We start from the raw sequence: 22,004 nt of genomic DNA, 5'->3' as shown, positions 1-22,004 counted from the left end.
GCATGTTGAATTTTCAGGATGCGCGCCCAAGCGCGAAACCCTACGTCTGGTCTGCGTGCCTGCTGAGCATTTCATGGGGGGCATTGTTGTTCGCTCTGGCGCTCACAGATGACACAGGTGCTGCGATGACCACGAAGGAGATGGGGTATATGGCAAAAGCAGTTCTTCTGGGTGGGGCAGCTCTCAGCGCCTTGGTGGCACTGGCCTTTGGCGGACATTGGGCATTCAATGCGGCGACCAGCAGATCGCCGCTGCAGTCGGCGCCAGGCACTGAACCGGTCGCCGGGCCAGAGGTGGTTGATCGAGATGATCCAACGTGGTCGCTGGAAATTCGCGGGATCGGCATGGCACCTGGGGCGTCCCATCAGACTTCTGTGTGGAAGAAGATCCGCGAGAAGCGAAGTGACTTTGTGTCCATCTATTCGCAGGACCCACATGACTACACCAACTCGGAGCAATGGCGCCGAGACAGCGCTGCGATAAGAATGGGTGCAGCGTTCAAGTACGCAGTCAGCGATGCGGTTGCTTACTGGCCGATTCCCAGCTTTGCCGTGGAACCGCCGAATGTCGGAGAACGAGAGAACATCCGAGCGGCAGGGTTGATCAGTTCAGGACGAAATGGCGGATCGCTGGGAGTGACGTTGTTCCTGTGGCAACAAGACGCCAACACAACCCATGCGCAGTCGATGATCGAGGATGTCTACGCCTTCATGGGAGAACATCCCGAAGCGCCGTTAACCGTGCTTGCCGCTCGTGACGGAGAGGCCATGCGCAGCCGCTATCGGGTGCGCGGCACCCCGGGGCTTGCCGACGGCTACTACGTGCCCTCCATCATCGACACCACCGCAGTACTCACCCTGGCGCGCAGCGATCGGGTGGACCGCTATCTGCGCCCCTATGCGCCCACCTATCGCGAGAACAACCAGGACACGCGATTTGATCTGAGCAAGCTGTGGTTCCATTACTTCGAGGCCGAGCGGCGCATCGGGGAGGAGTACGAGGCCCGGCAACGTGCACGTGGCGTACAGGATCCCTGGTTCCCCGGCACCCTCCCCACCGAAGAGTGGCAGGCAACCCTCCCCGAACTCTGGAAGCACACCAACAACGTCGGACCCGGCAAGTTCACGCAGACGCCCTGGCTGCCAGTGCGCTGGCCGCAGCATCAGATCGACGAATTCGACCGGATGCCGAACCTGGGGCATCTGCATCGGCCGATCACGGTGATGCTGCACGATGCCGAGGGCAAGCCGCTGAAACCCGCCCTGCAGGCCCAGGCGCTGGCCGAGGGCTGGAAACAGGCGCTGGCAACGTTGCCCGAAGGTCATGCCCCCGTGCGTGTTTTCCACGACAGCCACGACGGTACCGCACTGGGCATTGCCTTGAATGCGGCCCTGCATTCCTTGAACACAGACGGGCACGGCCTGGAATTGAACAACGTGGACGAGGGCTACGACATCGGCCGCCGCATCGGCAATGTGGGCATTACCAGCCCTGTGGTGCAGATCGGCCTGGGCGCCATTGCCAGCTACCACCAGGGCGGCGTGAGTGCCGTGGTCTACGCCGGTGCGGATGGCAGCGCGACGATCCAGATGGTACGCCCGCCCAGTGACGGGGAAAAGGCGCGTAACGATGCCCAGCATCGAACAGCCGATCCCTTCATGTGGCGGGTGCCAGGTGGGGGCAGCTGACCAATGTTGAGATTGCGAAGCTGCCATAGGCAGTGCTCGTCGACCCCGTAGTGCGTGTGCGCGGTCACCCTGCAGCTCCAAGTGCCTTTTGCATAGCCGTTTACCCGGACATAGCCCGATTGCTGCTCGGCACCGGTGCGATCTGTATCAGTCCATTGCCACATCAGAAATCAAGAATCCAATGCCATGAAAGAATCAGAATCCCGCAGTGACGTATCCGCTTGGTACCGGTTTGGGTTGTTCATGTCCGGAGTTCTCCTTTGTACCGTGTACGCGGCGCTGTTCGGGTTCCGCTCGCTCAGGCTGAGTGAAATGGAGGCGCTCGCCGTTGCGGGTGTTGTCATGTGGGTGGTCGGCGTGGGAACAATAGCGTCCACCATTCTGATGTGGTTGTACGCCATCAAACAGAAGCCGTGGCAACGTGGCAGGAGGTCATTCTGGTTCACGCTTCAGCTGGTTCTGATTCTTGGCCCGTGGTCTCTGATCGGCATATTCACGCTGATCTTCCTGGTGGAAGCTTGAACCCGGTAGCGCACCCAGACTCCAGCGGGTCTGGACCAGCACAGCACCCTATACGAGTTGACCTGAAATGAAATCGCCTGTCTGTCTGGGTGACGCCACCAGCAGCGGTGGCGAAGTGGTGGACTGTCAGTGCGACGGCACGCACAGGGTCAATGGCCATCCCATCGCTGTGGTGGGGGATCATGCCACCTGCCCGTTGCATGGGGGCACCTTCCCATTTGTTGAAGGCGACCCGGCGCGCTTCATGGGAGGCCAGCCCATCGTGCTGGAAGGGCATCGCCTTGCCTGCGGCTGCCACGCCATCGCTGCGGCAGCACTGCGCATCGGCGTGGACTGAGCTGCCTGAACAGCTCCCGCAGTTGCCGATGAAACATTTTGCACTGCGCAAAAGCTGTGCTATCAATACACCCCATGAACGCCGTCCACGCCAACTTTTATTGGTATTACTTTCCGAAGCCCCAGGCGGAGGAAGGACTGCGTTCACCCTGAAGAAACCTTCAGACGCATTCCCGAAAGCCGCCAGCGAACCTGGCGGCTTTTTTCATGTCGCCACGCTGGGGACCCCCAACGTTCCGGAGAACCCCCGCAATGCCCCCGCACACCGACGACCTGCGTATCCGCACCATCGAACCGCTGACACCGCCCGCCCAGCTGCTGGCGGTGCTGCCCTGCGACGATGAAGCCTCCGACACCGTCAGCGCCTCGCGCGCGGCCCTGCACGAGATCCTGCATGGCCGTGACGACCGCCTGGCGGTGGTAGTGGGCCCGTGCTCGATCCACGACCCGCACGCGGCCATCGAATACGCCCAGCGCCTGAAGCCCCTGCGCGATGCGCTGGCCGGCGAACTGGAAATCGTCATGCGCGTGTACTTCGAAAAGCCGCGCACCACGGTGGGCTGGAAGGGCCTGATCAACGATCCGGACCTGGATGGCAGCTTCAAGATCGACAAGGGCCTGCGCATTGCCCGCGGCCTGCTGCGTGACATCAACAAGCTGGGCCTGCCGGCCGGCGTCGAGTTCCTCGATGTGATCTCGCCGCAGTACATCGCAGACCTGGTTGCCTGGGGCGCCATCGGTGCGCGTACCACTGAAAGCCAGGTGCATCGCGAACTCGCCTCGGGCCTTTCCTGCCCGGTCGGCTTCAAGAACGGCACCGACGGCAACGTCAAGATTGCCGCCGATGCCGTGGGCGCAGCATCGAACCCGCATCACTTCCTGTCGGTCACCAAGCAGGGCGGCACCGCCATCGTGTCGACCACCGGCAACCCGGATTGCCATGTGATCCTGCGTGGCGGCAAGCAGCCGAACTACGACGCAGCCAGCGTCGGCGAGGCCTGCCAGGCACTGGCCAAGGCCAAGCTGCCGACGCGCCTGATGATCGATGCCAGCCACGCCAACAGCCTCAAGAACCCCGAAAACCAGCCGAAAGTGATCGAGGACATCGCCACCCAGCTGGAAGACGGCGAACAGCGCATCGTGGGCGTGATGGTGGAGAGCCATCTGGTCGGTGGCCGCCAGGAACTGGTGGAAGGCCAGCCGCTGGTCTACGGCCAGAGCATCACCGATGGCTGCATTGATTGGGACACCACCGTGCAGGTGCTGGAGCGCTTGGCTGCTGCCGTGCGCGCCCGCCGGGAAGTGAAGGTGTCCGAAGCCGCTTGAGTGCGGCACATGTGTGGATGGCGGCCAGCGCCTGCGGGGGTGCGGCCGCGATCAGGGTCGGTCGGAGTTGGAGACCGGCCCGTCCGCACCGGCGATGCGCCTGGCGCTGCGTAAGTACGACAGCGCCAGGTACATCGCCGGGGTGGAGATACCGGTTTTTGTAGCGTCGAGCCATGCTCGACTGACGCAGTAGATCCACGCCATGCGTGGATGATTGCCCCGCCCATGACGGCCACGACCCGTCGGCAACCACATCAGCGCCGCCTGGGCGCTCCCGGCTATCGATGATCCTGCGCCTGGCAGGCATCCATCGAAACCGTACCTCACTGATTGCACTGAAGAATCTGCAGGCTGCAGACGGGTCTCGACCGTGCCCGGCGCCGTCTGCCGCAAATGACCATTCCGCTGGGCGCTTCTACCCTTCAGACTTATCAGTCAGCGCGCCACCTACCTTCGGCTCAGGACGGAAAGCAGCGAACTTCTTTCTCAGCTGCCATCTGTAGAGCGTCACTCGCTCCAGCGGAGCACACCATGAACAAAGATACCCCTCGGATGTGTCCCGCCTGCCAGCAGGCGCAACTGGTGGCATCCACGCGCGAACGGCATTTCAATCCACGCGGCCACCGCGTAGTGGTCGAGCTGCTGGTGATGCAGTGCCCCGCTTGTGGCGCTACGGCAACCAGTGCGGCGCAGCAGATCGAAAACCTCAGCAGGCTTGCCGCACGGCGTGAACACTATGGCGGCCTGCTGCTGGGCGAAGATGTGCTGGCGCTCCGGCGGCGCTATGGCTTGACCCAGCGCGCCGCGGCCAAGCTCTTTGGAAAAGGCGCAATCGCGTTTTCCCGCTACGAGAATGAAGCAACGTATCCTGACGATGCCACGACGATGCTGCTCGCGCTGGCGACGGAGAAACCGGACGTGGTGCGGTGGCTTGCCGAGCGCACGGGCACGGTGGTGCCATTGCTGGACCCGCCGCGGGAAGCTGCAACCAAGCCTGCACGGCGTGTGGCGAGAAGCCGTAGGGCCACTCCCGGCACGCCGAGAGGGCCTGCCCGATCAGCGCGCTGATCCGCCTTTCTGTAGTCGATCCCTGCTCGACTGACGCAGAACGCAGTCGAGCATGGCTCGACTCTACATGGCGCTCTTTTTCCGCACCCTCGCCAACGCCAGATACATCGCCGGCGTCGTGTACAGCGTCAGCCACTGGCTGACCAGCAACCCGCCCACGATCGCGATGCCCAGCGGCTGCCGCAGCTCCCAGCCCTCGCCATTGGCGAGCATCAGCGGCAGCGTGCCCAGCAGCGCCGCCAGTGAAGTCATCAGGATCGGCCGCAGGCGAAGCCGCGCCGCGTCCATCACCGCGTCGTGCGCGCTCAGGCCACGGCGCTCGCCGGCCAAGGCGAAATCCACCAGCAGGATGGTGTTCTTCATCACCACGCCCACCAGCAGGAACAAGCCGAGCAGGGCGATCAGGTTCAGTTCGTTGCCGAACACCCACAGCGCCAGCAGTGCGCCGATGCCGGCCGAGGGCAGGGTGGACAGGATCACCAGCGGCTGCAGGAAGCTCTCGTAGAGGATGCCCAGCACCAGGTAGACCGCCAGCGTGGCGCCCAGCACCAGCCACAGCTGGCGCGCGCGCAGGCTGTCCAGGCCACCGGCTTCGCCGGACAGCTTGGCCTGCACGGTGCGCGGCAGCATCAGCTTCGCCATGGCGGTGTTGATGGCCTGCGTGGCCTGCTCCAGGCCGACACCCGGGGCCAGTGCGAATTCGATCCAGATCGAGGCGAACTGTTCGCTGTGGTAGATGCGGTCCGGCGCCATGCCATAGCGCCAGCTGGCGATGGTGGACAGCGGAATGCGCTGGCCGCTGCCATCCACCACCTGCAGGCGCGCCAGCGTGCCCGGGTCCTGGGTGTGCTTCGGGTCCAGTTCCATCACCACGCGGTACTGGTTGAGGCTGTCGTAGAGCGTGGCGACCTGGCGCTGGCTGAAGGAATTGTTGAGCATGCTGGCCACCGTGCGCAGGTCCACGCCATGGCGCGCGGCGGCTTCGCGGTCGATGTCCAGCACCACCTGGCGCATGCCGGCCTCGCCCTGTGCTTCCACGTCCACCAGCTCGGGCAGGGCGCGCAGCGCGGCGCCCACTTTCGGTGCCCACTCGCGCAGCGGCGCCATGTCCGCCGACAGCAGCTGGAATTCGTACTGGCCGCTGCTGCCGCCCCCTTCCAGGCGGATGTCCTGGTCCACCCACAGGTACAGGTTGCCGCCGGGCAGCTTGGGCAGGCGCGCGCGCAGGCGATCGATCACCTCCTGGCTGGACACCTTGCGCTCGGCCAGCGGCTTCATCTTGATCATGATGAAGGCGTTGTTGACGCCGTTGCTGCCACCGATATAGCCGATGATGTCCTCGATGGCCGGGTCGGACAGCAGCAGTTTGCGGTAGGCATCGATCTTCGGCTGCATGGCCTGGAACGAGAGCCCGTCATCGCCGCGCGCGAAGCCGCGCAGCTGTGCTGTGTCCTGCTTGGGCACCACGCCCTTGGGCACCTGCTGGAACAGCCAGGCGTTGAGCGCGATGACCGCAACGAAGACCAGCAGCGGCCAGCGCAGGTGGCGCAGGCTGGCCTGCAGCGTGCGCAGGTAGGCCGCACGCACGCGCTCGAACAGCGCGTTGCTGCCACGCTGCCAGCGCGAGGCGTGCTGCGCGTCATCGACGAACAGGCGCGCACACAGCATCGGCACCAGGCTCAGTGCAATTACCACCGACACGCTCATCGCCGCCACCAGGGTCAGCGAAAATTCGCGGAACAGGCGCTCGACGAAGTCATCCAGGAACAGGATGGAGACGAATACCACGGCCAGCGCGACGTTCATCGACAGCAGCGTGGCGCCCACCTCGGCCGCGCCAAGCACTGCGGCCTGCCAGCGGTCGGCGCCCAGTTCGCGGTGGCGCGCGATGTTCTCCAGCACCACGATGGCATCGTCCACCACCAGCACCGCGGCCACGATCAGCGCCATCAGCGAAAGCGTGTTGAGCGAAAAGCCCATCAACGCGACCAGCGCCAGCGTGCCGAACAGCACCACCGGAATGGCCACGCTGGGCACCAGTGCAGCCCGCCAGTGGCCCAGGAAGGCCAGAACCACCAGCACCACCAGGGCGATGGCCAGCACCAGGGTCAGCTCGGCTTCGTGCAGGGTGGCGCGGATGACCGGCGAGCGGTCCATCACCAGCCGCATGTCGACGTTGGACGGCAGCAGCGCGTGCAGCTGCGGCAGCTGCGCCTGGATGGCATCGACGGTGGCGATGATGTTCGCGCCGGGCTGGCGGCTGACGATCAGCAGCACCGCCGGGCGTTCGTTGTGGAAGCCGCTGGCATAACGGTCTTCCACCCCGTCGGCCACCACCGCTACATCGCCGAGGCGCAGCGTGCGGTCGTCGCTCACCTTTACTGCCAGCTCGCGGTACTGCGCGGCCTGGCGCAGCTGCAGCGGTGCTTCCAGCTGCCAGTGCTGGCGGTCATCGCCCACTGCACCCAGCGGCCGCACTGCGTTGGCGCGTTCGATCACCTGGGCCACGTCTTCCAGTGCCAGGCCGGCATGGTTGAGCGCATTCGGGTCCAGCGACACGCGCACCGCCGGCAGGGCGCTGCCGCCCACCTGCACTTCGCCCACGCCCGGCACCTGCGAAAGCTTCTGCGCCAGCACGGTGGAGGCCAGGTCGTACAACTGGCCCGGCGGCAGCGTGTCCGAGGTCAGTGCCAGCGCCAGGATCGGCGCCTGCGAGGGATTCACCTTGCGGTACTGCGGCATGCCCGGCATGCCACTGGGCAGCTGCCCGCGTGCGAGGTTGATCGCCGCCTGCACTTCGCGCGCGGCTTCGTCGATGTCGCGGCCGAGCACGAACTTCAGCTCCACCGAGGTCTGCCCCTGGGTGCTGGCCGAATCGATGCGCGAGATGCCGGGCAGGCTGCCGAGGGCGCGTTCCAGCGGCGTGGCCACGGTGGCGGCCATCGATTCGGGCGAGGCACCGGGCAGGCTGGCGCTGACTTCGATGGCCGGGTAATCCACCTGCGGCAGCGGTGCCACCGGCAGCAGCCGCAGCGCCAGCAGGCCGGCCAGGACCAGCGCCACCGCCAGCAGGATCGTCGCCACCGGTCGCTGCACGCAGGCCTGGGCCAGGCGTGCGATGGGGCTCATGCGCGCGCCTCTTCAGGCGTGGCAAGGGTGGCCGAGCGCCGGCGCTGCAGGCGGTCGAAGGCCAGGTAGATGACCGGCGTGGTGAACAGGGTCAGCACCTGGCTGACCAGCAGGCCGCCGACCATCACCCAACCCAGCGGCTGCCGCAGTTCCGCGCCGGAACCACTGGCCAGCATCAACGGCACCGCGCCGAACAGCGCGGCCAGCGTGGTCATCAGGATGGGACGGAAGCGCAGCAGCGCCGCCTGGTGGATCGCCTCGCGTGGCGTCATGCCACGCGTGCGCTGCGCGTCCAGCGCGAAGTCGATCATCATGATCGCGTTCTTCTTCACCAGGCCGATCAGCAGCACGATGCCGATCACGGCGATCAGGTCCAGGCTGCGCCCGCTCACCCACAGTGCCGCCAGCGCGCCCACGGTGGCCGAGGGCAGGGTGGACAGGATGGTGATCGGGTGCACGAAGCTTTCATAGAGCACGCCCAGCACGATGTACATCACCACCACCGCGGCCAGGATCAGCCACAGCGTGGACGACAGCGAACTGCTGAACGCCGCCGCCGCACCCTGCAGGCGCAGTTCGACGCTGTCGGGCAACGCAATCTGCGCGCGCGCCGCTTCCACGGCCGCGGTGGCTTCGCCCAGTGATGCGCCCGGTGCCAGGTTGAACGAGATCGTGGCCGCCGGGAACTGGCTGACATGGTTGCGCAGCAGCGCGGCCGGCCCCAGCTCCACCCGCGCCACGGCGCCCAGCGGCACGGTCTGCCCGGTGCTGTTGCGCACGCGCAGGCCGCTGATGGCATCGGGCCCGGGCTGGCGTGACGGATCGGCTTCCAGCACCACGCGGTACTGGCTGGCCTGGGTGAAGATGGTGGAAATCTGCCGCTGCCCGTAGGCGTCGTACAGTGCGTCGGCCACCGCTTCCACGCTGACGCCCAGGCGCGCGGCCGCATCGCGGTCGATGTTCACCCGCGCCTGCCGGCCCTGCATCTGCAGGTCGCTGGCCACATCGCGCAGGGCCGGCTGCTGGCGCAGGGCCTGCAGCAGCTTCGGCGTCCACGTTTCCAGCGTCTGCTGTTCGGGCGTGGTGAGGGTGAACTGGTACTGGTTGCGGCTGATGCGGTCTTCGATGCCCAGCTCCTGCACCGGCTGCAGGTACAGGGTGATGCCGGGGATCTTCGACACGCGCTGCTGCAGGCGCTCCATCACCACGGCGGCGCCGTCGCGGTCGCCATGCGGCTTCAGCTCGATCAGCAGGCGGCCGGTGTTGAGCGTGGCGTTGTTGCCGTCCACGCCGATGTAGGACGACACGCTGGCCACCGCCTCGTCCGCTTCGATGGCCGCCGCCAGCGCCTGCTGGCGCTCGCGCATGGCCTGGAACGAGATGGCCTGCGGTGCTTCGCTGATGCCCTGCACCAGGCCGGCATCCTGCACCGGGAAGAAGCCCTTGGGCACGGCGAAGTACAGCGCCACGGTCAGCGCCAGCGTAGCGACGGTGGCCAGCAGCATCAGCGGCTGGCGCTGCAGCACCCACTGCAGCTGGCGGTCGTAGACGGCGATGATGCGGTCGAACACATCCGGCGCGTGCGCGGTCTTCGCATGCGGCTTGAGGAACCGCGCGCACAGCATCGGCGTCAGGGTGAGCGACACCAGCAGCGAGATACCGATGGCCACCGCCAGTGTCACCGCGAACTCATGGAACAGCGCGCCCACCAGGTCGGCCATGAACAGCAGCGGGATCAGCACCGCGATCAGCGAGACGGTCAGCGAGACCAGGGTGAAGCCGATCTCGGCCGCACCCTTCAGCGCGGCTTCGCGTGGGCTTTCGCCTTCTTCCAGGTGGCGGGCGATGTTTTCCAGCATCACGATGGCATCGTCCACGACGAAGCCGGTGGCGATGGTCAGCGCCATCAGCGTGAGGTTGTTGAGCGAATAGCCGGCCAGCAGCATCACCGCGAAGGTGCCGATGAGCGACAGCGGCACCGCGACGCTGGGAATGAGCGTGGCCGGCAGGTTGCGCAGGAACACCCAGGTGACCAGCACCACCAGGCCGATGGCCAGCACCAGTTCCTTCTGCACGCCGCGCACGGAGGCGCGGATCGATTCGGTGCGGTCGCTCAGCACGTTCATCTGCACGCCGGCCGGCAGCGTGGCCTGCAGCTGCGGCAGCAGCGTCCGCACCTGTTCGACCACGGCGATCACGTTCGCGCCGGGCTGGCGCTGGATGTTCACCAGCACCGCCGGCGTGGTGCCGCTCCAGGCGGCCAGCTGGCGGTTCTCGGCGCCATCGGTGATGGTGGCCACGTCGCCCAGCCGCAGCGGCGCGCCTTCGCGCCAGGCCAGCACCAGCGCGCGGTACTCCTCCACGCTGCGCATCTGGTCATTGGCATCGAGCATCACCGCGCGGATCGGGCCATCGAAACTGCCCTTGGGCAGGTTGACGTTGGCCGCCGCGATCGCGGTGCGGATGTGGTCCATGCCCAGGCCGTTGGCAGCCAGTGCGGCCGGATTCACCTGGATGCGCACAGCGGGGCGCTGGCCACCGGCCAGGCTGACCAGGCCGACGCCGGGCAGCTGCGCCAGGCGCTGCGCGATGCGGGTATCCACCAGGTCGTGCACCTGCGGCAGCGCAAGTGCCTGCGAGGTCACCGCCAGGGTGAGGATGGGCGTGTCGGCCGGATTGACCTTGCGGTACACCGGCGGCACCGGCAGATCGCCGGGCAGGAAGCTGCCGGCCGCATTGATCGCCGCCTGCACGTCCTGCTCGGCCACGCCCAGCGATACGTCCAGGCCGAACTGCAGGGTGATGACCGAGGCACCCCCGGAGCTGGTGGAGGACAGCTGCTTCAGGCCGGGAATCTGCCCGAGCTGGCGTTCCAGTGGCGCGGTGATCGTGCGCGTGGTCAGTTCCGGGCTGGCGCCGGGGTACAGCGTGGTGATCTGGATGATCGGGTAATCGACCTGCGGCAGCGCCGCCACCGGCAGCAGGCGGTAGGCCAGCACGCCCGACAGCAGCAGCGCCACCATCAGCAGGGTGGTGGCGACCGGGCGCAGGATGAACGGGCGCGACAGGTTCATGCGCCGGCCTTGGCCGCCTTCGTCGTGGCAGCGGGTTCGGCCACGATTTCCACCGCGGTGCCATCTTCCAGGCCGTCGATGCCTTCGATCACCACCTGGTCGCCGGCCTGCAGGCCGGAGCGCACGGCCACGCGGCCCTCATCGGCCGGCCCCAGCACCACGGTGCGGCGCTGCGCCTTGTTGTCCTTGTCGACGATGTGCACGTAGTTGCCCTGGCTGCCGAACTGCACGGCGGCATCGGGAATCAGCAGCGCTGGCTGTTCGCCCAGCTGCAGGCGCACGTTGACGAACTGGTTGGGGAACAGGGCCAGGCCCGCGTTGTCGAACTGCGCGCGCAGCTTCAGCGTGCCGGTAGCGGTGTCGATGCGGTTGTCGACGCTGGACAGCGTGCCCTGTGCAAGCGCCTTGCTTTCGCCGCGGTCCCAGGCTTCCACCGGCAGGCCGGCCTGTGCCTGCACGGCATCGAGCAGGGCCGGCAGTTCGGGTTCGGGCACGGTGAACAGCACGCTGATCGGCGCGGTCTGCGCCAGGGTCACCAGGCCTTCGGTATCGCTGGCGTGCACCAGGTTGCCGACATCCAGCCGGCGCAGGCCGACGCGGCCACTGACCGGCGCAGTGATGCGGGTGTACTGCAGCTGCAGTCTTGCCTCATCCACCGAGGCCTGGTCGCTGATGCGGCGGCCCTGCAGCTGCCGCACCTTGCTCTGCTGGTCGCTCAGTTCCTGCCCGGATACGTAGTTCTGCTTCTGCAGTTCGCGGTAGCGCTGCAGCTGGCGCTCGGCGTTCTCGAGTTCGGCCAGGTTCTGCTGCTGGGTGCCCTGCGCCTGCGCCAGCTTCACTTCATACGGGCGCGGGTCGATCTGCGCGAGCAGGTCGCCGGCCTTCACCTGCTGGCCTTCCTGGAAATGCAGGCGCAGCAGTTCGCCATCGACGCGGCTGCGCACCACCACGCTGTGCAGCGGGGTGACGGTGCCGACGGCCTTCAGGCGCAGCTGCAGGGGTTCGGCGCTGGCGCGGGCCACGCGCACCGGCACGGTCTTGCCCGGGCCTGCGTCTGCGGTTGCCTCGGCGCGCGGCCATGCCCACCAGGCCACCAGACCGGCCACGATGATGACGACGGGAATCGCCCACCAGCGGCGGGAACGGGGCGGGGTGCTACGGGACGGCTCAACAGCGGACATGGGGCATCCTGCGCCCTGCGCACGCGCAGGGACATGTACGCCCGGTCGCGCATCATGCGCAGCGGGCAACGGGGGAGGGGAGTGTCTGGCGGGACCGCGACGCGGTGTGGCTGGATGCCGCCGCGCGAGCGACGGGGCGTCAATGGTAGCCAATCAGACCCACGAATGCCGCATGACCAAGGTCATGCCCGACCGCTCTTGTAGAGTCGAGCTTGCTCGACTGCCGTAGTCAGGAGCCGTCGAGCAAGCTCGACGCTACGAACAGCGCATGGTCATCGGTAGCGCCGGGCCACGCCCGGCGGACGCACTCAATGCACTTCGTCGTGGTACACGAACTTGGGCATTTCCCAGCGGTAATGGATCGCCAGCAGGCGCAGTGCGAAGCCACCGGCCAGGCAGCACAGGATGGCCGTCGCATCGGCCACGCCCCAGCGCAGCAGCAACAGGTACACCGCGCCGGTCAGCAGCGAAATGATCGCGTACAGCTCCTTCTGGAAGATCAGCGGCACCTCGTTGCAGAGGATGTCGCGCAGCACGCCGCCGAAGGCACCGGTGAGCATGCCGGCGATCAGCACGATGGGCATGGCATGGCCGGCCTCGCGCGCGATCGAGCAGCCGATCAGGGTGAAGGCGATCAGGCCCAGGCCATCGAGCACCAGGAAGGTGCGGCGGAAATGGTGCATCCAGCGCGCCACCCAGGTGGCGATCAGCGCGGCGCACACGGTGAAGCCGAGGTACTCGGGGTGCTTCACCCAGCCCAGCGGGTAGTGGCCGAGCAGGATGTCGCGCAGCGAACCGCCGCCAAGGGCGGTGACGCAGGCGATCATGACCACGCCGAACAGGTCCATGCGGCGGCGGCCGGCGGACAGCGCACCGGTCATGGCTTCGGCGGAAATGGCAACGAGATAGATGATGGACAGCAGCATGGGACAGGCTCCGGGCGCGGTGGGGCCGGCCATGCGCGTATACCGCCACTGCCTGCGCAATGACGGGATGACGATGACCGGTGCCGCTCCCGCTGTCCTTTTGCCTGAGAGTTCAGCGGCGCAGGCCGCGTGCCCCTTCGGCGGATCGTCCCGGGCGTGCCCGGTGACCTCTCTCCAGCTCGGCGAGTCGAATGCATGGTTGGTGGGATTCCAGCCCACCGGCCTGAGCGATCATGGGAGCCTGCGCCTTCGGCGGGCGCCAGCGTGGCGCCTCTCTCCTGCATTCGGGCGCCAGTATATCCGCTGCAGTGCAGCACGGCATAATCCGGGCATGGCCCCGTCACTCCGCCCGTGGTTCCTGTACCTGCTTGAATGCCGGGACGGCAGCTATTACGCCGGCATCAGCACCGATGTGGCCGCCCGTTTCGCCGCCCACCAGGCTGGCAAGGGCGCCCGCTACACCCGGGCCCGGCCGCCGCTGCGCGTGCTGGCCGTGCGTGAGTACCCGGACCGTGCGGCCGCCTCCCGCGCCGAGTGGCAGCTCAAGCAGCAGCCACGCGAACGCAAGCTGGCCTGGCTGCAGGCCCCGGCCGAGGCCGTCCCGTAGATCCACGCCATGCGTGGATGGGGACATCCGGCCATGCCATGATCGCCACAGCCATCGACACAGGAAGCGGTTCGATGAAGACCTGCTGGATGCTGCTGTTGACCCTCGGTACCGCCCTGCCGGCCTGCGCCCAGACCCCGCCGCCGCTGCAGCACGGGCAGATCGGCAGCGCCGCGGAGCTGGCCGCGCAGCGTGGCCCGGCCACGCCCGAGCCCATCCACCTGCGCCGCGACCGGGTGCCGCCTGATCTGGTCGACCTGATTCCGCTGGCCGAAAAATGGGGCATCGGCGATGACCTGCTGCGTGAGGAGATGCAGGCGCGTGCGACCGCAGCGGAGAAACAGGCAATGGGCGATGCGTTGAAGGATCGCCATGCGCGCATCACCGCCTGGCTCGACAGCTTCCCGCAGGGTCAGCCGATGTCCGACGAAGCCGCCGCGTTCATGTACATGCAGATGGGCGCCGATGAAATGGGCCTGATGTAGATCCACGCGATGCGTGGATGACGCCCTCCGGCCCATGTGGCGCGCTTGCGTAGAGCCGAGCCCATGCTCGGCCGCGTTGGCAGTTCAGGAGCCGAGCATGGGCTCGGCTCTACACCTTCATTTGCACATGGCGTGCGTGGATCTCGTCGCCGTGCTCAGCTCTCCATCGAAACGCCAAGCACTTCGCCGTCCCCATTGAGTTCGACACTCAGCACATACTGCGAGACGTCACCCGGCAGCTCGAAATCGACGTGCACCGAACCCTCGTCTTCCCACGGCTCGCGCGGCTGCAGCAGGCCCAGCACCGCGCCGGCCGCCGGCGTGGCCGTGCCCAGTTGCGCGTTCCAGTAATCGGCTTCGATCTCGTCCAGATGATGCTGGACGAACAGGTCGACGCTGTCCTCACCTTCTTCGGTGCCCAGCAACTGTTCAAGGGCGGAGCGTGCACGTTTCTGCTGGGCGGTAGGGGTGGTCATGGCATTCCTTTGAGTAGTGATTGGGAGGCGGGGTTCAATCATCCACGCATGGCGTGGATCTACCGAGGCCGTCGGTCTTCCTGGTCATCACCAAAAATGATGCGCGCGCTGCGCTGGTAGCTCCAGTACGCCACCGCCCAGTTCAGCAGCACCACCACGCGGTTGCGGAAGCCGATGAGGAAGAACACGTGCGCGGCCAGCCAGAACCACCAGGCGAGGATGCCCGACAGCTGCAGCTTGCCCAGATGCACGATGGCGGCCATGCGGCCGATGGTGGCCAGGTTGCCGTAGTCGGCGTATTTGAACGGCGCCGGTGCCGGCTTGCCATGCAGGCGCGCGCGGATGGCATCGGCCACGTACTTGCCCATCTGCTTGGCGGCCGGCGCAACGCCGGGCACCGGCTTGCCGTTGGCCTGGTTCACCGCGGCCAGGTCGCCGGCCACGAACAGTTCGGGGTGGCCGGGCAGGGTCAGGTCAGGCTGCACCAGCACGCGGCCGGCGCGGTCCAGCGGCACGTCCAGCGTGCGCGCCAGCGGCGAGGCGGCCACGCCTGCGGCCCAGACCACGGTGCGTGCGGGCACGAACTGCTCGCCCAGCGTGAAGCCCTGGCTGTCGATGTCGCTCACCGGGGTGCCGGTCAGCACTTCCACGCCCAGCTTTTCCAGCTGCCGGCGGGCTTTCAGCGAAAGCACCTCGGGGAAGGAGGACAGCACGCGCGGGCCGGCCTCGACCAGGCGCACCTTGGCGCTGGCCGGGTCGATGTGGCGGAATTCATTGCGCAGGGTGTGGCGGGCGATCTCGGCCAGGGTGCCGGCCAGTTCGACGCCGGTGGGGCCGCCGCCGACCACGGCGAAACTCAGCCAGGCGGCCTTCTTCGCCGGGTCCGGTTCGGCCTCGGCACGTTCGAAGGCCAGCAGCAGCTTGCGGCGCAGGGCGATGGCATCGTCCAGGGTCTTCAGGCCCGGCGCATCGGCCGCCCACTGGTCGTTGCCGAAGTAGGCGTGGGTGGCGCCGGTGGCCAGCAGCAGGCTGTCGTAGCCCAGGGTGCTGCCGTCGGCCAGCTGCACCTGGCGGGCGGCCTTGTCGATGGCGACGACCTCGCCCAGGCGCACTTCCACGTTGCGCTGGTGGCCGAGGATATGCCGCAGCGGCGCGGCGATATCGGGGGCGGACAGGCCGGCGGTGGCGACCTGGTATAGCAGGGGTTGGAACAGGTGGTGGTTGCGGCGGTCGAGCAGGGTGATCCTGATCTTCTCGCGGGCCAGGGCCCGGGTGGCCCAGAGGCCCGCAAAACCGCCGCCGATGATGACCAGGTGGGGGACTGGTTCGCGGCGCATCGACGTACTCCAGAGGGGGATGGATGTCGCCCTGCATCATCGCACGTCACATGGCCGGCAGTGGCCATGGGCGATACTCCGCTCAGCCTGCAGCCCACCGAGGAAATCATGTCCGAACCGGAAAAGCGCATCGCCCTGTTGATCGACGCCGACAATGCGCCGGCATCGAAGATCGACGAAGTCCTGGCCGAGGTGGCCCGCTACGGCGTGGCCAACGTGCGCCGCGCCTATGGCAACTGGAAGAGCCCGCGCCTGAAGGGCTGGGAATCGGTGCTGCACGAGTACGCCATCCGCCCGATCCAGCAGTTTGCCTACAGCAAGGGCAAGAACGCCTCTGACATGGCCATGGTCATCGATGCGATGGACCTGCTGTACGCGCGCAATCTTGATGGCTTCGCCATCGTTTCCAGCGATGCCGACTTCACCCCGATGGTGATGCGCCTGCTGACCGACGGCGTGAAAGTGTATGGCTTCGGCGAGAAGAAGACGCCCGAGCCGTTCGTCAACGCCTGCTCCAAGTTCACTTACCTGGAAGCGCTGGGCCAGACCCATGCCAGTGTTCCCGATGCCGAGGCCGGGGCAGAGCAGGCGCCCAGCGGGCAGGTGGCCAGCGACGAGGTGCGCCCGCGCAAGAACAGCGCGGAACTGCGCAACGACACGCGCCTGGTGAAGATGCTGCGGCGTGCGGTGTCGGCCGCCGAGGGCGAGGATGGCTGGTCGCACCTGGGTCCGGTCGGCAGCCAGATCGGCAACCAGGCCTCGTTCGACCCGCGCAACTATGGCTACGGCAAGCTGAGCGACCTGCTGGCGGCCATCGGCCTGTTCGAGCTGAAGAAGGACGGCAAATCGTCCTACGTGCGCGCGCTGCCGAAGAAGAACCGGTGATGCCACGCGCATCGCGTTTGATGGGCGTATCGTAGCGGCTCCGCGCCACCGTGGCGCACCGCTGCAGGCAAGGAAAACCGCAATGTTGAAGATCTGGGGCCGCCGTAATTCCAGCAACGTCCGCAAGGTGCTGTGGTGCGCCGAGGAAATCGGCCTGCCGTATGAATCCATTGAAGTGGGCGGCAGCCATGGCGGCACGCAGTCGGCCGAATACGTGGCGATGAACCCCAACAGCCTGGTGCCGGTGATCGAAGACCACGGCCTGCCGCTGTGGGAATCGAACACCATCGTGCGCTACCTGAGCGCGCGCTATTCGCTGGGCACGCTGTACGCCGAAGACGCGATGGAACGCGCGCAGGCCGAGAAGTGGATGGACTGGAGCACCTCGCGGATGGCCGCGCTGTACTCCGAACTGATCTGGGGCATCATGCGCACCGCGCCGGCCGACCGTGATGAAGCACGCATCAGCGCCGCCATCGTGCGCGCCGGTGATTACCTGGCGATGGCCGATGCGACCCTGGCCAACCAGCCGTGGCTGTCGGGCGAGAAATTCGCGATGGGCGACATCCCGCTGGGTTCGTTGATCTACGCCTGGTACGAACTGCCGATCCAGCGCCCGGAGCTGCCGCACCTGGCCGACTGGTATGCCCGCCTGCGCGAGCGCCCCGCCTACCAGCGCGGCGTGATGTCGCCGCTGACGTAAGCGGCAGGGCCGTTGGTAGAGTCGAGCTTGCTCGACTGCTTCTGCATGAGGCAGTCGAGCAAGCTCGACTCTACGCAGCATCGGGCAGGACCTTCAATACAGGTCCGTCGGATCCACATCCAGCGACCAGCGCACCTTGCGTGCCTCCGGCAGCGCATACAGCTGCGGCACCAGCTGTGCCAGCACGCCGTGCAGCGGTGGCCGCTGCATGGCCGACAGCAGCAGCTGCGTGCGCTGGTAACCGGCGCGGCGCGGCATCGGCGCCGGCATCGGCCCATAGGCTTCCACCACGTTCTGTTCGCCCAGCAGCTGCCGCGCCGCCAGCAGGAACGCATTGGCATGCTCCACCTGCTGGGCTTCGGCACGCATCAGGGCCAGGTGCGCGAAGGGCGGGAAGCCTGCGGCCTGGCGCTGGTTCAATTCGGCCTGCGCGAACGGGTGGTAGCCACCGCTCACCAGGGTTTCCAGCAACGGATGCCCCGGGTGATGGGTCTGCAGCCAGACTTCGCCGGGGTCGCGCGCGCGACCGGCACGGCCGGCCACCTGGATCAACTGCTGGGCCAGCTTCTCGCTGGCGCGGAAGTCGGCCGAGAACAGGCCTTCGTCGATGCCCACCACCACCACCAGGGTCAGCTTGGGCAGGTCGTGGCCCTTGGCCAGGATCTGCGTGCCGACCAGGATGCCGGGCTGGTCGCCCAGCTTCGCCAGCTGCTGTTCCAGGGCATCGCGGCGCGAGGTGGTGCCGCGGTCGATGCGCACCACCGGGTAATCGGCGAAGGCGCTGACCAGGTGCTCTTCCAGGCGTTCGGTACCGATGCCCTGCGGCTGCAGCGCGAGGCTGGCACAGGCCGGGCAGGCCAGCGGCGCCGGCTGCCGCGCACCGCAGTGGTGGCATTGCAGGCGACGGCCGCCGCCGTGCACGGTCATCGGCGCATCGCAACGCTGGCAGGGCGCGGTCCAGCCGCAGTCATGGCACAGCAGCACCGGTGCATAGCCGCGGCGGTTCTTGAACACCAGCACCTGCTGGCCGCGCTGCAGGTGTTCGCCGATACCGGCCAGCACGTCGGCAGAGAGCCCATCGTGCAGCGGCCGCTTGCGCACATCGAGGATGCGCACGCGCGGTGGCCGTGCATCACCGGCGCGCTGCTTCAGGCGCAGGTGCGTGTAGCGGCCGGCATAGGCGTTGTGCAGGGTTTCCAGCGACGGCGTGGCGCTGCCCAGCAGCACCGGAATGCCCAGCGCCTTGGCCCGCACCAGGGCGAAATCGCGGGCGTGGTAGCGGATGCCGTCCTGCTGCTTGTAGCTGCCGTCGTGTTCCTCGTCGACGATCAGCAGGCCGGCCTGCGGCAGCGGAGTGAATACCGCCGAGCGGGTGCCGACGATCACCCGTGCTTCGCCGCGCGAAGCAGCGGCCCAGACGCGTGCGCGCTCGTTGTCGTTCAAGCCCGAATGCAGCGCATGCACCGCGATGCCGAGGCGGCCGCGGAAGCGCGCCAGGGTCTGCGGGGTCAGGCCGATTTCCGGCACCAGCACCAGCGCCTGCTTCCCCTGCGCCAGGCAGTGGATGATGGCCTGCAGGTAGACCTCGGTCTTGCCGCTGCCGGTCACCCCGTCCAGCAGGAAGGCGTGGAAACCCTCGGCGGCGGTGATCGCCGCCACGGCCTCGGCCTGCTCCGGGTTCAGGGTGGGGCCGGGCAGCGGCTGCGCATGCTGCGGCGCCACGCTCAGGGCCACGCGCTCGGCCAGTTCGCGCTTGGCCAGGCTGCGCGCGGCGGTGCGCCAGTCGTCCATGCGCGCGCCCAGCACGTCTTCATCGACTACGGCCTCGCCCAGCAGTTCGGCCAGTTGCCGCGGGCGGGTGCCGGCGCGCAGCTTTTCGCGCTGGGCCTGGCCGGCGGCGGTCAGCTGCCAGCCCCAGTGATGGGTGTCGGGCAGGGCCTCGCCGTGCCGCAGCGGGCCGGGCAGGGCGGTGTTCACCACTTCGCCCAAGGGTGAATGGGTGTAGCGGGCCAGCCACTGCAGGCTCTGCCACAGCTCACCCTGCAGCAGCGGCTGCGGGTCGCACCAGGCCAGTGCCTGGCGCAGGCCCTGGCCGTCGTCCACCTGGCCGTGCCCGGCCACCGTCCCCACCAGCTCGCGGTTGCCGAACGGCACCTTCAGGCGGCAGCCGACCGGCATGGCCGGGCCCGGGCCTTCCGGTGGCAGGTAGTCGAACAGGCGCGGCAGCGGGACGGGCAGGGCGACCTGCAGGGTCGGGATGGGGGCGAGCATCGGGGCAGTGTAACGGGCAGGGCGGGGGCCGATGGCAGAGGCGATGGCGTCGCCCGCGCCTGCCGGTGAATCATAAATGTCACCTAAATATCGGTGGCTATTAGAGATTCAGTCTTATCCACATCTTCTGTGGATAACGTTGTGCGTTACCGGTCGGCGGGCGCGCGTGAGGCCGATGGCGACGGCTTTACACTCGGGTTGGTCAAAAAATAGCCATACTAAAACAGTATGAAAATCAATAAGTTGATTGTGAAACATTGCTGAAACAAGGTGAATCCGCGGCTTCACGACGAATCGGCCGGGGACCGCATTGATGCTGTGCACAACCTGCAGCACGAAGTGCCCGTGGGCGCAAGTCCTGCCGGCCGCCGACGGGCTGCCGCTATCATGCCGTCAGACCTTTGGAGTAACCGATGACGGCTGTGCCCGCCCCTGTTTCCTCGACCGCGGCCGGCGCGCTGTCGGCGTTCCTGCGTGGCGTCGAGCGCCGCGCGCTGGTGGTTGCCGAGCTGCAGTGCGGTGACCCCGCCCGCGCCGAGCAGACCCTGGTCGCGGTGATGCGCGCCTTCTCCGCCGTGGCCAGTGACCTGCCGATGGCGCAGTGGCCGACCCGCTTCTGGACCCTGCTGGGCCAGCGCCAGGCCCTGCGTGAGCCGGCCGCCGGGCAATGGCCGCCGTCGCTGGCCGCGCTGGGCGACATGCCGCCGCTGCCGCGCCTGGCCCTGCTGCTGCGGGTCGGCGGCAGCCTGGATGAAGGCATCGCCACCCGCGTGCTGGACATCGATGAGGAGGGCTACCAGCAGCTGCTGGCTGCCGCCTGCCCGCGCGATGCCCATGGCCAGCCTGATGCCGCCGCCTGGCGTGGCCTGGCCGAGCAGGTGCAGCTGCGCATCCGCGATCTGCCGGCCAAGCGCCTGCAGCAGCTGCAGCAGCCTGCTGCACCGGCTGCGAACAACCAGGCCCCCACCGCCAGCTGGCGCACGCCGGAGCGCGACGAGCGCGCCACGCCCAAGCGCCGCCGCGCCAGCAACGGTGCGCCGCGCTGGCGCGGCCCGGTCATCCTGCTGGCGACGGTGGTGGTGCTGCTGGCGGCCGCCCTTGGCTGGCGGTACTGGCAGCATCACGCCACGGCCAGCGATGCACCGCTGCCGGAAGGCGTGGTCGCCGAGTCCGGTCCGGTCACCGTTGAAGCCCTGCCGGCCAGCGAGGTGCAGCCGACCCCTGCCGCCGATGGCAACGCGGCCGAGGACGCCGCCATGCTGGCCGACCGCGACTACCCGCTGGCCGCCGATGCCGACCTGTATGCGTGGAGCGCTGCAGGCGGCCCGCTGCCCGTGGATGAATCCGAACCCAAGCCGACCCGCCCCGAGCCGGTCGGTGCCGCGCTGGAAACCGCTGCTGCCGATGAATAAATTCCTGTTTGCCAGCATGCTGCTGGCCCTGCCGCTGTCACTGGCGGCCGCGCCGCCTTCGCTGGAGGTTCCGCTGCCGCCCGCACCAGCGGGCGCAACGCCGGCATCGATGGCCGATACGCGCTCGCCTGCTGCCTTTGCCCAGCTCAGCCCGGAGCAGCAGCGCCAGCGTCGTGCCGATTACGCCTCGTGGAAGGCACTGCCGGAGGGCGAGCGCGAACGCATCCGCCAGGCGGCCGCCCGCTTTGCCGCGCTGCCGGCCGAACAGCAGCAGCGCCTGCGCGAGCAGTTCCAGGCCCAGGACCAGACCTTCCGCGATGGCTGGCGGCTGGGGCCGCAGCTGGGCATGCAGTTCCCCAAGCTGCACGGCCTGTTCGGCCTGGTGCCGCCGGAGCAGCGCGAGGCGGCGTTGGCCGCGCTGCGCCAGCTCAGTCCCGCGCAGTTGACGCAATTGACGCTGGTGGCCCAGCGCACTCCGCCGCAGGAACGCGACGCCGTGCGCAGCGCCTTCCTCGCCGTGCCGGCGGCCGAGCGCGACGCCTGGCTGAAGCGCCAGGCCGGCCAGTAGCGTCGACCGT

18 protein-coding genes and 2 riboswitches are annotated in these 22,004 nt (G+C 67.6%); of the genes, 11 read left to right on the top strand and 7 right to left on the bottom strand.

Annotated features, from left to right (window positions below):
• Nucleotides 1-2: 2 nt before the first annotated feature.
• The 5 genes from IAE41_RS06510 (at nucleotide 3) to IAE41_RS06490 (ending at nucleotide 4,940) form a co-directional block, all read left to right on the top strand.
• The gene (locus IAE41_RS06510; protein ID WP_200732517.1) at nucleotides 3-1,688 is read left to right on the top strand and encodes a DUF2875 family protein; all 1,686 of its coding nucleotides are present in this window, start codon (nucleotides 3-5) and stop codon (nucleotides 1,686-1,688) included.
• 186 nt (nucleotides 1,689-1,874) lie between these two features.
• Nucleotides 1,875-2,210, top strand: coding sequence for a hypothetical protein (locus IAE41_RS06505; protein WP_200732516.1), 336 nt, complete (start codon nucleotides 1,875-1,877; stop codon nucleotides 2,208-2,210).
• A gap of 67 nt (nucleotides 2,211-2,277) precedes the next feature.
• Nucleotides 2,278-2,547, top strand: a complete 270-nt coding sequence (locus IAE41_RS22635) for a PAAR domain-containing protein (RefSeq protein WP_200732515.1) — start codon at nucleotides 2,278-2,280, stop codon at nucleotides 2,545-2,547.
• A 251-nt stretch (nucleotides 2,548-2,798) separates the two neighbouring features.
• A complete protein-coding gene (locus IAE41_RS06495; RefSeq protein ID WP_200732514.1) occupies nucleotides 2,799-3,872 on the top strand; it encodes a 3-deoxy-7-phosphoheptulonate synthase in 1,074 nt (357 codons plus the stop codon).
• Nucleotides 3,873-4,403: 531 nt separating this feature from the next.
• The gene (locus IAE41_RS06490) at nucleotides 4,404-4,940 is read left to right on the top strand and encodes a type II TA system antitoxin MqsA family protein (RefSeq protein WP_079223675.1); all 537 of its coding nucleotides are present in this window, start codon (nucleotides 4,404-4,406) and stop codon (nucleotides 4,938-4,940) included.
• A gap of 63 nt (nucleotides 4,941-5,003) precedes the next feature.
• Here IAE41_RS06490 and IAE41_RS06485 read toward each other — a convergent pair whose 3' ends face one another.
• The 4 genes from IAE41_RS06485 to IAE41_RS06470 form a co-directional block, all read right to left on the bottom strand.
• The gene (locus tag IAE41_RS06485; RefSeq protein ID WP_200732513.1) at nucleotides 5,004-8,069 is read right to left on the bottom strand and encodes an efflux RND transporter permease subunit; all 3,066 of its coding nucleotides are present in this window, start codon (nucleotides 8,067-8,069) and stop codon (nucleotides 5,004-5,006) included.
• Nucleotides 8,066-11,143, bottom strand: a complete 3,078-nt coding sequence (locus tag IAE41_RS06480; protein WP_200732512.1) for a multidrug efflux RND transporter permease subunit — start codon at nucleotides 11,141-11,143, stop codon at nucleotides 8,066-8,068. Before IAE41_RS06480 ends, IAE41_RS06485 begins: the two co-directional genes overlap by 4 nt.
• The gene (locus IAE41_RS06475; RefSeq protein WP_200732511.1) at nucleotides 11,140-12,324 is read right to left on the bottom strand and encodes an MdtA/MuxA family multidrug efflux RND transporter periplasmic adaptor subunit; all 1,185 of its coding nucleotides are present in this window, start codon (nucleotides 12,322-12,324) and stop codon (nucleotides 11,140-11,142) included. The genes IAE41_RS06480 and IAE41_RS06475 overlap by 4 nt, the downstream gene beginning before the upstream one ends.
• A 308-nt stretch (nucleotides 12,325-12,632) precedes the next feature.
• Complete coding sequence (locus tag IAE41_RS06470) at nucleotides 12,633-13,250, bottom strand: trimeric intracellular cation channel family protein (RefSeq protein ID WP_200732510.1); 618 nt, start codon at nucleotides 13,248-13,250, stop codon at nucleotides 12,633-12,635.
• Nucleotides 13,251-13,334: 84 nt separating this feature from the next.
• A riboswitch (glycine riboswitch) is annotated at nucleotides 13,335-13,438 on the bottom strand.
• A gap of 13 nt (nucleotides 13,439-13,451) precedes the next feature.
• Nucleotides 13,452-13,541, bottom strand: a riboswitch (glycine riboswitch).
• 40 nt (nucleotides 13,542-13,581) lie between these two features.
• On the opposite strand from IAE41_RS06470, the gene IAE41_RS06465 reads away from it, so the two are divergent.
• Both IAE41_RS06465 and IAE41_RS06460 read left to right on the top strand, forming a co-directional pair.
• On the top strand, nucleotides 13,582-13,857 hold the full coding sequence (locus IAE41_RS06465) for a GIY-YIG nuclease family protein (protein WP_200732509.1): 276 nt from the start codon (nucleotides 13,582-13,584) through the stop codon (nucleotides 13,855-13,857).
• A gap of 74 nt (nucleotides 13,858-13,931) precedes the next feature.
• Nucleotides 13,932-14,342, top strand: a complete 411-nt coding sequence (locus tag IAE41_RS06460) for a hypothetical protein (protein WP_200732508.1) — start codon at nucleotides 13,932-13,934, stop codon at nucleotides 14,340-14,342.
• Nucleotides 14,343-14,497: 155 nt separating this feature from the next.
• Here the strand turns inward: IAE41_RS06460 and IAE41_RS06455 are convergent, their stop codons facing one another.
• A complete protein-coding gene (locus IAE41_RS06455; RefSeq protein WP_200732507.1) occupies nucleotides 14,498-14,818 on the bottom strand; it encodes a DUF2004 domain-containing protein in 321 nt (106 codons plus the stop codon).
• A gap of 59 nt (nucleotides 14,819-14,877) precedes the next feature.
• Nucleotides 14,878-16,155 carry an NAD(P)/FAD-dependent oxidoreductase gene (locus IAE41_RS06450; RefSeq protein ID WP_200732506.1) on the bottom strand — a complete coding sequence of 426 codons (1,278 nt, stop codon included), beginning with the start codon at nucleotides 16,153-16,155 and terminating at the stop codon, nucleotides 14,878-14,880.
• 108 nt (nucleotides 16,156-16,263) lie between these two features.
• Between IAE41_RS06450 and IAE41_RS06445 the strand changes: the two genes are divergently transcribed.
• Both IAE41_RS06445 and IAE41_RS06440 read left to right on the top strand, forming a co-directional pair.
• Nucleotides 16,264-17,040 carry an NYN domain-containing protein gene (locus IAE41_RS06445; RefSeq protein WP_079225393.1) on the top strand — a complete coding sequence of 259 codons (777 nt, stop codon included), beginning with the start codon at nucleotides 16,264-16,266 and terminating at the stop codon, nucleotides 17,038-17,040.
• Nucleotides 17,041-17,122: 82 nt separating this feature from the next.
• Nucleotides 17,123-17,743: a glutathione S-transferase gene (locus IAE41_RS06440; protein WP_079223662.1), complete on the top strand. Its 621-nt coding sequence runs from the start codon at nucleotides 17,123-17,125 to the stop codon at nucleotides 17,741-17,743.
• 93 nt (nucleotides 17,744-17,836) lie between these two features.
• Here IAE41_RS06440 and IAE41_RS06435 read toward each other — a convergent pair whose 3' ends face one another.
• Complete coding sequence (locus tag IAE41_RS06435) at nucleotides 17,837-20,014, bottom strand: primosomal protein N' (RefSeq protein ID WP_200732505.1); 2,178 nt, start codon at nucleotides 20,012-20,014, stop codon at nucleotides 17,837-17,839.
• 413 nt (nucleotides 20,015-20,427) lie between these two features.
• Between IAE41_RS06435 and IAE41_RS06430 the strand changes: the two genes are divergently transcribed.
• Both IAE41_RS06430 and IAE41_RS06425 read left to right on the top strand, forming a co-directional pair.
• Entirely contained in the window at nucleotides 20,428-21,426 is a 999-nt protein-coding gene (locus IAE41_RS06430) for a hypothetical protein (protein ID WP_200732504.1), read from the top strand.
• Nucleotides 21,419-21,994, top strand: coding sequence for a DUF3106 domain-containing protein (locus tag IAE41_RS06425; protein ID WP_200732503.1), 576 nt, complete (start codon nucleotides 21,419-21,421; stop codon nucleotides 21,992-21,994). Before IAE41_RS06430 ends, IAE41_RS06425 begins: the two co-directional genes overlap by 8 nt.
• Nucleotides 21,995-22,004 lie beyond the last annotated feature (10 nt).

Origin of the sequence: Stenotrophomonas sp. S39, assembly GCF_016624665.1 — a bacterium.
In the GTDB taxonomy this organism is placed as follows: domain Bacteria; phylum Pseudomonadota; class Gammaproteobacteria; order Xanthomonadales; family Xanthomonadaceae; genus Stenotrophomonas.
Note: the sequence above shows the minus strand (reverse complement) of the source record. Positions and strands in the feature narration are given on the sequence as shown.